Source organism: Xanthomonas sp. NCPPB 1132 (genome assembly GCF_056629235.1).
Window position 1 is genome coordinate 4520432 of sequence record NZ_CM152819.1, and the last position, 11014, is coordinate 4531445.

Genomic DNA, 11014 nt, shown 5'->3' on the forward strand with positions numbered 1-11014 from the left:
CGATGCGCCAATGCTTCAGGCATCGGCGCCAGCCACGCAACGTGCGTGGCCGGCGCGATGCCAGACATCGTCCCTGCAGTCAGCCGTCGATCAAGACAATCAGCCGCCCGCAGCAGCGGTGGACGCGGTGAACGCCGCACGATCCTTTGCCTGTAGCGCGCGTATGCCCGCAGCAGCCTCGTCCAGACGGGTCGCCTGCACCTGCAACAACGCATCGGTATCGATCTCCGCACTGCGCAGCGCGTAACCCAACGGCACGACCGGCGTCAGCCAATCGGCGATCAGCGTTTGGTATGCGGTTCCGTGCTGGATTGCCATCTGCTTGAGAAACGCGAATGTATCCGTCGGCGGGGAGCCGCTGCGTGTCCCTTGCAAGGATTGATTCGCGATCTGGCTGTAGGTGATGCCCGACGCCAGCGCGTTGATCCGGGCCAGGAAGACGAACGCCTCCACGCCGGGGATCGTTCCGTTGTCGTAGATGTGAGGGATCTCGCTCAGCATCTCCGGGACCCAGGCATGCGGCACCACGTCGAGCGTATTCCACATGTCGTGATTCCATGCCTGATACGGCTTCTCGCCGATGGCCGGCGGCGGCAGCATCTGTGCGCATACTTCCGCGAACGCCGCATTTCCCGGCGTGGCGCCAGCGGTGGCATAGCAGTACACATCCTTGCAACCAGCGAGCAGGCCTCTGCTCTTGAACCAGGTCGCCATGGTCGGCGACAACGCGCCGCCTAGGCTATGCCCGGTGAAGACCACTGTCGTGCCGCTTTGCTCCACGGTTTTCAGGAACGCGTCGAGCGTGGTGCCGGGTGCGGCCGCCGAGGCGGGACTCACCATATTGAGCAGGTGCCAGACACCCAGGGCGGTCCCCATGGAAATGACCGGTGTCTTCGGCGGAATCAGCTTGCCCGCCGCAACGGGTCGAGACGACGCCAACGGGTCGTACTTCGCGAATTCGACCGTGGAAGCGACGTCGAAATCCTCCACCAACCAATCGTAGGGCGAAGACGGATTGGTCGCGCAGATCGCCACTACATACACATCGCCGGCAATGCCGTTCACGTCGCTCGACTTGGCGACGAACATCGCGTTGTCCGAGCGCACCGAATCCTTCGCTTGCCAGATCTGCGGCCCCCATACCACGTCCCAGGTACCGATCGCCGTTTTTGCCGGCTCCGAACCGAGCGTTGCATGCAACACGCGTTGATAGTCGGCCTGTATCGCCGAGGCGACGCCATGCCGGCGGCTGACCCAATTGGCCAGGCTCGAAAGCGCAAAAACGGTCTGGTACTGGTCGTACGACATGTGCAAGCTCCTAGTCCGTGGCAATGCCTGGAGGAGCGGGAAGCGCATGCGCGTGCACGACGCGCCTGCGTGCCCGGCGCGCTCCCCATCGACCGGGTGGCCGCAATCTAGCAAGCGGCCGGTACGCGCATTTGACCGAAACGGCCGGCAGCGCAACATGTCTGCGAGTTGTCTACGCCGTGCGTCCGGATTCGCGTGCGGGCGCCATGCTTTCTAGAATGCACGACTCCCCCGCTCGACTTTCCCCCATGCTCAAGTCCTGGCTCGCGCGCCTGCGCATCGAACCGTTCACCCTGGCGCTGCTGTGCACGGTGCTGCTGGCCTCGCTGCTGCCGGTGCAGGGGCGCGCGGCGTCGGTGATGGACGTGGTCACCGACCTGGCGATCGCCGCACTGTTCTTCCTGCATGGCGCGCGGCTGTCGCGTGCGGCCATCGTCGCCGGCGCGCTGCACTGGCGCCTGCACCTGACCATCTTCGCCGCCACCTTCATCCTGTTCCCGCTGCTTGGCCTGCTGTTCAAGCCAGTGTCGCACTGGCTGCTGACCCCGGACCTGTACATCGGCGTGCTGTTCCTGTGCACGCTGCCGTCCACAGTGCAGTCGTCGATCGCCTTCACCTCGATGGCCGGCGGCAACGTGCCGGCGGCGGTGTGCAGCGCCTCGCTGTCGAGCCTGCTCGGCGTGTTTCTGACGCCGATGCTGATGGGCCTGCTGGGCGGCGCGCAGAGCGCCATGTCCAATCCGCTGGAGGCGATGGGCAAGATCATGCTGCAACTGCTGGTGCCGTTCGTCGCCGGCCACCTGCTGCAGCGCTGGATCGGCGGCTGGGTCGAACGCCGCCGCGCGGTGCTGCGCTACACCGACCAGAGCACCATCCTGCTGGTGGTGTACACCGCCTTCAGTGCGGCCGTGGTCGAAGGCCTGTGGCGCAAGACGCCGCTGCCGGCGCTGCTCGGCGTCGCCGCGGTCGGCGTGGTGCTGCTGGCGCTGGCGATGACGCTGATCACCTTCGGCGCACGGCGCCTGGGCTTCTCCCGCGAGGACGAGATCCCGATCGTGTTCTGTGGCTCCAAGAAGAGCCTGGCCACCGGCGTGCCGATGGCCAAGGTGCTGTTCGCCAGCGGCAGCCTCGGTGCGATCGTGCTGCCAGTGATGATCTACCATCAGATCCAGCTGATCGTCTGCGCGGTGGTCGCGCAACGCTACGCGCGTGCCGCAAAGGTCGACGCACAGCAGTAGCGAACACCCACGCAGCGGCAGCCGATGCGGCGGCCATGCCGGCGCGACCGCAGGACGAGCGGCGTCCCGCGCGACGCCGCCACGGCATATGCAGATGCGCAGGCGGCATGTGCAAGCGCGGCAGGGGCTGCGTACAGTAGACGGCCGGCACGGCCGGCGCCGTGCCTCCCTCCCCACCCGGTGCCCCCATGAGCCGCATGTTCCGCCGTTCCGCGACGATCTCCGCCAGCCTGGTCACGCTGCTGGCGCTAGGCGCCTGCCAGAAACCGCCCGCACCGGCCGCGCCCAAGGCCGCCACGCCGGCGCCGGCCGCCGACAGCGCCAGCATCGCCTGGCGCGAGGGCAACGTCGACGATGCCTTCGCCGAAGCGCGCGAACACGACAAGCCGGTGCTGCTGTACTGGGGCGCCGCGTGGTGCCCGCCGTGCAACCGGCTCAAGGCCACGCTGTTCAAGGACCCGGCCTTCATCGCCCGCACCCGCGCCTTCGTCGCGGTACACCTGGACGGCGATTCGGAAGGCGCGCAGGCCTGGGGCGAACGCTTCGGCATCAAGGGCTATCCGACCATCATCGTGCTGCGCCCGGACCGCACCGAGATCACCCGCCTGGCCGGCGACAGCGACACCGTGCGCCTGGCCGAGGCCCTGCGCGTGGCCGCGACCCGCACCACCACCTCGGCGCAGTTGCTGCAGCAGGCGCTGACCGCGCCAGCCACGCTGAGCGCCGACGACTGGACCCTGCTCGGCGAATACGGCTGGGCCGTGGATGCGGCGCAGTTGGTCAAGCCGGGTGAGGCGGCCGACGTGCTTAAGCGGCTGGCCGCCGCTGCGCCGCAGCCGGCATTGCAGCGCCGTTTCGCGCTGCAGGCGCTGGCGGCGCAGGACCCGGCCAAGGCTGCCGCCGTGGACGCCAGGCACCGCGCCGCCGATCGCGCCCTGCTGCAGGCGGTGCTGGCCGATCCGGCCGAGGTGCGCGCCAATCGCAGCACGCTGACCTATGCGGCGCGCGAGCTGGTGCAGGCCGCGGCCAGCGACGCCGCCGAGCGCACTGCGCTGTCGAACGCGCTGACCCATGCGCTGGACCAGGTCTACGCCGACAGCAGCCTGCCGATCAGCGATCGCCTGGACACCGCCGCTGCGGACATCGCCCTGGCGCGGCTGGCGCAAGGCCAGCCGGCCGAGGCCGGCGACGGCCCGCATCCGCCGCTGCCGCCCGCGGTGGTCGCCAAGGTGCAGCAGCGCGTGCAATGGGCCGAGCAGACCGCCAAGACCGACTACGAGCGCCAGTCCACCATCAGCACCGCGGCGGGCCTGCTCGACGACGCCGGCGACAGCGCCGGCGCCGAACAACTGCTGCTGGCCGAGCTTCAGCGCAGCAAGACCCCGTATTACTACATGCCGGAACTGGCCAGCCTGGCCGAGGCGCGCGGCGACAAGCAGACCGCGCTGTTCTGGCTGAAGAAGGCCTACGAGAGCGCGCAAGGCCCCGCCACCCGCGTGCAGTGGGGCGTGCTCTATGTCGACGGCCTGGTCCGGCTGCAGCCGGACAATGCGGCCGCGATCGAGGCGGCCGCCGGACAAGTGATCGGGGAATTGGCCGGCCAGCCGGACGGCTATCACCAGCGTACCCGGCAGCGCTTCGACACCCTGGCCAAGACCCTGCAGGCCTGGAGCAAGGGTCATGACGGCCGCGCGGTGCTGACGCGGCTGCAGCACAAGATGCAACAAAGCTGCGGCGGCCAGGCGCGCGACGACTGCCAGCATTGGCTGGGGTGAGGCGAGAGGCGCGTCACGCACGGCGACCGTGCAACGCGCTGGCGGCGGCCTCCGGCGCGTTGCACGGTCGCCATTCTCTGCAGATCCGGTGCGCCGCGTCGCTGCGGCGCGATTGCCACCACGCCGCACGATGAACCGTAGGCAGGCCTCGCGCAGCGGCGCACCATGGCGCGCCGTGCGCTCGACCGTTCCCGATCAGGCCGCCACGCGAACCGGCGTCACTGGCTGACCGGCACCCTGGCTGCCGGGACGGCGGCCACTGCCGGTATGCGCGTTCAGGCCCTGCGCCTGCCCTTCCAGCGCGCGCGCGGCCTCGGCCATCTTTTCGACCAGCGACGCGTTCTGCTGCGTAGCGGTGTCCATCTGCACCACGATCTGGTTGACCTGGCCGATGCCGGCGCTCTGCTCGCGGCTGGCACCGGCGATGTCGGTCATGATGCGCTGCACCTCGCGCACCGAGCCCAGCAGTTCTTCCATGGTGGCGCCGGCGCGTGCGACCAGCGCCGAACCGCGATCGACCTGCTCGCTGGAGCTGGCGATCAGGCCGCGCACTTCCTTGGCCGCGTCGGCGCAGCGCTGGGCCAGGCTGCGCACTTCGGTGGCGACCACGGCGAAGCCGCGGCCCTGCTCGCCGGCACGCGCCGCTTCCACCGCCGCGTTCAGGGCGAGGATGTTGGTCTGGAAGGCGATGCCGTCGATCACGCTGATGATGTCGGCGATCTTGCGCGAGGCGCTCTCGATGCCGGCCATGGTCTGCACCACGTCGCGCACCACCTCGCCGCCGCGCTGGGCGACGTCGCTGGCGCCGTCCACCAGGCGGTTGGCGTGGCCGACGTGCTCGACGTTGCGCTGCACGGTGCCGGTGATCTCTTCCATCGAGCTGGCCGCCTCTTCCAGCGCCGCCGCCTGCTGCTCGGTACGCCGGGCCAGGTCGCTGTTGTCGTCGACCATTTCCGCGGCGGCGGTCTGCAGGGTGTGCGCCGCCTCGCCGAGCTGGCGCGCGGCATGGATGTCCAGCAGGGCGCCGACCGCGCGCAGCGGGGTGCCGTCGGCGGCGCGCTTGGTCAGGCCGCGCGCGCGGAACCAGCGGTACTCGCCGTTCTTCAGCTGCAGGCGGTATTCGATGTCGAAGCCGGTGCGGCCGGTACGGTCGTTGAGGTGCGCGGCGAATGCGTTGAGCGCGAACTGCGCGTCCTCCGGGTGCAGGCGCGAGGACCAGCTGTCGAGCACGTTGGGGAATTCGGCCTCGGAGGCGAAGCCCAGCAGCGAGCGGAACTGCGGCGACCACCAGAACTCGTTGGACGGATTGATCGGGTCGCCGGCGATCACGCTCATGTCCCACAGGCCGTCGTTGAGCATCTGCTGGCCCAGCTCGAAGCGGGTCAGCACGATATCCAGGAAGGCCTCGCGCTCACGCCGCTCGGTGATGTCGGTGAGCGCGCCGGCCACGCGCAAGGGCGTGCCCTGGGCATCGCGCTGGGTGGTGCCGATCGCGCGGAACCAGCGGTACTGGCCGTTCTTCAGCTGCAGGCGGTAGTCCACGTCGTAAGGGGTCTGGCCGCTGCGGTCGCCCAGGTGCGCGGCGAACGCGTCCAGCGTGGCCTGCTTGTCGTCCGGGTGCAGGCGCGAGGCCCAACTGTCGAGCACGTTGGGGAAGTCGAGCTCGGAGGAGAAACCCAGCATCGCGCGGAACTGCGAGGACCACCAGAATTCGTTGGCGGGGTTGATCGGATCGCCGGCGATCACGCTCATCTCCCACAGGCCGTCGGTGGTTGCCTTGGTGACCAGGTCGAAACGGACGCGCATCTCGTCCAGATTGGCGAGGGCGCTGTCGGCCTGCGCACGGGTGCGGTCACGCTCGGCCTCTACCTCGCGCAGGCGCTCGGTCAGTGCCTGCAGCTTCGCCGCGTCTTGCTTGCTCTTGCCCCACATGGATGTCTCCGCGGCTTTGCCGATTTTGGTCGTTCGTCCGGTAACGACCGCGGCCGGCAACACTTGAGCGGGAAAATGAACGCGCTGTTCAGGCAATCCAGTGGTCGATCAGCAGGAACGCGAACAGCGCCATCAGGTACACGATGGAGTAGCCGAACATGCGCATCGAGAACATCTCGTCCGGTGGGTCGAGCATGCGCCAGGCGTACCAGAGGAACACCGCGTCCAGCACCAGGGTGCCGCCGAGGTAGAACACCCCGCTCATCCCCACCGCCACCGGCAGCAGCGTCACCACCACCAGCAGCACCGTGTACACCAGGATCTGCCGGCGGGTATGCGCCACGCCGTGGGTGACCGGCAGCATCGGGATCGAGGCCTTGGCGTAGTCGGCGCGGCGGAAGATCGCCAGCGCCCAGAAATGCGGCGGCGTCCACACGAAGATGATCAGCACCAGCAGCGAGGCATAGGCCCAGTCCCACTGGCCCTGCATGCCGGTGATCGCGGCCCAGCCCAGCAGCGGCGGCGCCGCGCCGGCCAGGCCGCCGATGACGATGTTCTGCGGCGTGGTGCGCTTGAGGAACACCGTGTAGATCACCGCATAGCCGATCAGCGAGGCGAAGGTCAGCACCGCGGTGATCCAGTTGACCCACACCACCAGCACGGTCATCGACAGCGCGGTCAGCAGCGACGCGAACAGCAGGACCTGCCACGGCAGCACCTTGCCCACCACCAGCGGGCGCCAGGAGGTGCGTGCCATCTGCGCGTCGATGCGCGCGTCCAGCAACTGGTTGATCGCCGCGGCCGCCGAGGCCGCCAGCCAGATGCCGAAGAAGCCCAGCAGCCCGGTGCGCACCTGCGCCCAGGTCGGCAGCCCCGGGATCGCCAGGCACATGCCGACCAGGGCGGTGAACACGATCAGCGCCACCACCTTGGGCTTGGTCAGGTCCCAGTAGTCGCGCCAGTGGACGCGGTGCGCGCTCATTGCGGCGCCCGCAAGCGCGCCAGCAACGACACCAGCACGAACAGCAGCGCCACCGCGCCGGCGTTGTGCAGCACCGCCACCGGCAACGGCAGCGCCAGCTTGACGTTGAGGATGCCCAGGCACACCTGCGCGACCAGCAGCAGCGCCAGCGCCACCGCCCAGCCGCGCATGCCCGGCGTGCGGCTCAGCCGCCAGCTCAGCCACAGCAGGTAGGCCGCCACCACCATCGCCATCATCCGGTGCGCCATCTGGATGGCGATGCGCGCCGCGCCGTCGAGCACACCGCCTTCGTAATCCACGCCGATACCGCGCCAGAGAGTGAATCCCTCGCGGAAATCGTGCGGCGGCCACCACTGGCTGACGCAGCGCGGGAAGTTGTCGGCCGACCAGCTGCCGCCGCCGCAGGCCAGCGCCGCGTAGTTGGCGCTGACCCAGCCGCCCAGCGCGATCTGCAGCACCAGCACCGCCACGCCCAGGCGCAGCAGCCACTTCAGGCGCGGCGCATCGGCCAGGGTGATCGGCAGGTGGGTGGCACGCCAGGCCATCCACACCAGCAGCGAGAACATCAGCAGGCCGCCCAGCAGATGCCCCATCACCACGATCGGCTTGAGCAGCAGGGTCACCGTCCACATGCCCAGCAGGGCCTGGAAGATCACCACCGACAGGGTCAGCACCGCCGCGCGGGCCAGGTCGTCGTTGGACCAGCGCAGCGCCGCCAGCAGCAGGATCGCCTCGCCGCCGACCGCCACCAGCATCGCCAGCCCCGGCCAGCCGGACATGTACAGCGGGATCGACAGCGCCACCAGCGCCGCCGCCGTGACGATCTGGGCGATGCCGAGCCGGCGCCGCCGCGCCGCCAGCAGCGACAGCACCAGCACCTCCACGCCCAGCGCACCGGCCAGGAAGCGGTGGATCTGCTCGCGCCAGGCCTTGTGCGTCTCCAGCGGCCGGATCTTGCTGGCGGCGTGGGTATCGGCTTCGGCGCTGGTCTGCGGCCAGGTGATGCGCCCGTAGCAGGTCGGCCAGTCCGGGCAGCTCATGCCGGCATCGGACAAGCGCACGAACGAACCGAACATGATGGTGCTGGCGGTGAACAGCGCCGCCAGCCAGGCCATGCGGTGGAAATGCCGGAACAGCGCCGGGCGCGCGAACAGGGTCATAGGGAGCGGCTCACAGGAGTTTCAGCAGCTTCGCCAGGTCCGCACGCAGCCCGGCCGGGTCGAACCCGGGGGCATAGCGCAGCACCACGAAACCGTTCGGATCGATGACGTAGACCGGCACCCCGGCCGCATCGCGCACCCGCGGCAACGCCGCCAGCAGCGCCGGGTCCGCGCGCAGCGCCTGCACCTCCGGCAAGGCCCGCGCGGCGGCCGGCGGCGTGCCGATCCAGAGGATCTGCACGTGGTCGGCGTCGTGGCCGAACAGTTGCCAGACCTTGTCCAGGTCGCGCGCCAGCGCTTCGCAGGCACTGCCGCAGTCGGCCGGCGGCGCCAGCGCGATGCGCCACAGCCGCCGCTGCGGCTCCCAGGCGTAGACGCGGCCATCGGCCAGCCGCGGCTGCAGCGCACGCAGGTCGGCCGGCGGCTGCAGCAGTTCGCCGTGGTTGCGGCTGGCAGCCGGTTGCCAGCCGGAAAAGCGCAACGCGCCGGCGACCAGCATCGAGCCGAAGAACAGGACGAACAACACGATCAGCGGCCAACGGCCGCGTGCGGCCGCCGGGCGCGGGGCCGGGGTGGGAGCATTCATGCCGGGGATTTTCTCATGCGCGCGCGCTCAGCGCCCGCCCCGTCCCCTGCGCGCGCGCCAGCTGAGCAGCGCCGCGGTGACCAGCACCGCCAGCGCCAGGCCGAACCATTGCACCGCGTAACCCAAGTGGCGCTCGGGCGGCAGCGTGTTCGGCAGCAGGTCCAGGTCGCGCGGATAGCCCAGCGGCAGGGCCGGATCCAGGCGCAGTACCTGCGACAAAATGTCGCGGCGGCCGAGTGCCTCGCCGATCGCTCCCGGCTCGATGCGCATCGCCAGCCAGCGCTGCGGCGACGGCGCCGCGACCAGCGCCGGGCCCAGGGTCAATCCATGCGACGGTGGCGGCCCGAGCAGGCCGACCAGCGTGTAGCGGCCCTGCAACGGTGCCGGCTCCGGCAGCGCGCGGTCGGCCGGCAGCGGCAACCAGCCCAGTTCCACCAGCAGCGGCGCCGCCGCGCCGTCGGCCAGGAACGGCTGGTACACCTTCACCCCGCTGCGGCCCTGTCGCAGCTGGTTGTCGAGCAGGATCTGCCCGGGCAGAAAGCGGCCAGCGCCATGCACCCAGCGCATTTGTCCCGGCGGCATCGCACGCAGCGCATCGGCCAGCGTCTGCGGACGATCGCGCACATGCGCCGCCTGCGCCAACAGCGCCTGCTTCTCGTGCATGCGTTGCAGTTGCCAGCGGCCGAGCATGCAAAAGCACAGCGCCACCACCAGCGCGACGCTCCAGCCCAGCCACAACGGCATGCGCCGGCGCGCGCCCACGCGCGAGGCAGCGACGAGGGTCATAATGCGGACACACCATGCGCCGAGACGCCCATGAACGACTCGCTGAAGACCTTGCTGATCGTCGCGTTCCTGCTGCTCATCCTGTGGAACCTGGGCGCCGGCCTGTACTACCTGTTGGTGGACCGCGGCCAGAGCAAGCGCACGGTGAACGCGTTGACCTGGCGCATCGGCCTATCGGTGTGCCTGATCCTGCTGGTGATCCTGGGCATCTATACCGGAGTGATCAAGCCTCATGGGCTCGGGCGCTGAGAAGCCGGGAACGGAGAATCGGGAAAAGAGAATCGGCAAAGCGGGAGCGCAAGCGAAAGCCGCTGTTGCGATTCCCCATTCCCGATTCCCTATTCCCAGCAGTCAAAGCACATAGACGAACAGGAACAGCGCCAGCCACACCACGTCGACGAAGTGCCAGTACCACGCCGCCGCTTCGAAGGCGAAGTGGTTGTCGCGGCTGAAGTGGCCGCGGCTGATCCGCAGCAGCATCACCAGCAGCATGATCGTGCCCAGCAGCACGTGCGCGCCGTGGAAGCCGGTGAGCATGAAGAACGTGGAGCCGTAGATGCCCGAGCCCAGGGTCAGGTTGAGCTCCTTGTAGGCATGCATGTACTCCTCGGCCTGGAAGTACAGGAAGGTGCAGCCCAGCGCCACGGTCAGCGCCTGGAACACCATCAGCCGGGTGCGCTGGCCGGCCTTGAGCGCGTGGTGGGCGATGGTCAGGGTCACGCCGGAGCTGAGCAGGATCAGCGTGTTGATCAGCGGCAGGCCCCAGGCCGGGATGGTCTGGAACTGGCCGCCGATGCCGCCCGGGCCGTTGGTCGGCCAGGCGGCGGAGTAGCCGTCCCACAGCAGCGCGTTGGTCATCACCCCGTCGCCCTCGCCGCCCAGCCACGGCAGGATGAAGGTGCGGGTGTAGAACAGCGCGCCGAAGAAGGCGCCGAAGAACATCACCTCGGAGAAGATGAACCACACCATGCCCATGCGGAACGACACGTCGACCTGGCGGTTGTAGTGCCCGGCGATCGATTCGCGGATCACGTCGCCGAACCACATGAACAGCGTCGCCACCAGCATCGCGATGCCGGTGAAGAAGGTCCACTTGCCCCAGGACGCGTCGTTGAGCCAACTGGCCACGCCGATCATGGTCACGAACATCGCGATCGAGCCGATGAACGGCCAGCGGCTCTGGCTGGGCACGTAGTAGGCATTGGCGGTGGCGTCGGTGCTGGGCTGGGCCATGGCAGGCATTCCGG

Annotated in this window: 10 protein-coding genes; 3 read left to right on the forward strand and 7 right to left on the reverse strand. The window is 69.2% G+C overall.

From position 1 onward, the window contains the following. Positions 1-99: 99 nt before the first annotated feature. Positions 100-1308, reverse strand: coding sequence for a lipase family protein (locus AC1G9L_RS19385; RefSeq protein ID WP_019801127.1), 1209 nt, complete (start codon positions 1306-1308; stop codon positions 100-102). Between the two features lie 248 nt (positions 1309-1556). Between AC1G9L_RS19385 and AC1G9L_RS19390 the strand changes: the two genes are divergently transcribed. Beyond that, entirely contained in the window at positions 1557-2546 is a 990-nt protein-coding gene (locus AC1G9L_RS19390; protein WP_019801128.1) for a bile acid:sodium symporter family protein, read from the forward strand. Between the two features lie 188 nt (positions 2547-2734). Next, a complete protein-coding gene (locus tag AC1G9L_RS19395) occupies positions 2735-4321 on the forward strand; it encodes a thioredoxin family protein (RefSeq protein WP_481069749.1) in 1587 nt (528 codons plus the stop codon). Between the two features lie 195 nt (positions 4322-4516). On the opposite strand, the gene AC1G9L_RS19400 is transcribed toward AC1G9L_RS19395, so the two are convergent. From AC1G9L_RS19400 to AC1G9L_RS19420, 5 genes are all read right to left on the reverse strand, one after another. Then, a complete protein-coding gene (locus AC1G9L_RS19400; protein ID WP_019799726.1) occupies positions 4517-6253 on the reverse strand; it encodes a methyl-accepting chemotaxis protein in 1737 nt (578 codons plus the stop codon). Between the two features lie 88 nt (positions 6254-6341). Then, complete coding sequence (gene cyoE / locus AC1G9L_RS19405) at positions 6342-7235, reverse strand: heme o synthase (protein ID WP_019799725.1); 894 nt, start codon at positions 7233-7235, stop codon at positions 6342-6344. Further along, positions 7232-8395, reverse strand: a complete 1164-nt coding sequence (locus tag AC1G9L_RS19410) for a COX15/CtaA family protein (protein ID WP_019799724.1) — start codon at positions 8393-8395, stop codon at positions 7232-7234. The genes cyoE and AC1G9L_RS19410 overlap by 4 nt, the downstream gene beginning before the upstream one ends. A 10-nt stretch (positions 8396-8405) precedes the next feature. Continuing rightward, positions 8406-8981 carry a hypothetical protein gene (locus AC1G9L_RS19415; RefSeq protein ID WP_481069750.1) on the reverse strand — a complete coding sequence of 192 codons (576 nt, stop codon included), beginning with the start codon at positions 8979-8981 and terminating at the stop codon, positions 8406-8408. 27 nt (positions 8982-9008) lie between these two features. Beyond that, complete coding sequence (locus tag AC1G9L_RS19420; protein WP_481069752.1) at positions 9009-9767, reverse strand: SURF1 family protein; 759 nt, start codon at positions 9765-9767, stop codon at positions 9009-9011. A 30-nt stretch (positions 9768-9797) separates the two neighbouring features. Between AC1G9L_RS19420 and AC1G9L_RS19425 the strand changes: the two genes are divergently transcribed. After that, on the forward strand, positions 9798-10016 hold the full coding sequence (locus tag AC1G9L_RS19425) for a twin transmembrane helix small protein (protein ID WP_010341612.1): 219 nt from the start codon (positions 9798-9800) through the stop codon (positions 10014-10016). A gap of 102 nt (positions 10017-10118) precedes the next feature. Here the strand turns inward: AC1G9L_RS19425 and AC1G9L_RS19430 are convergent, their stop codons facing one another. Further along, positions 10119-11000, reverse strand: a complete 882-nt coding sequence (locus tag AC1G9L_RS19430; protein ID WP_010341611.1) for a cytochrome c oxidase subunit 3 — start codon at positions 10998-11000, stop codon at positions 10119-10121. Between the last annotated feature and the right edge of the window lie 14 nt (positions 11001-11014).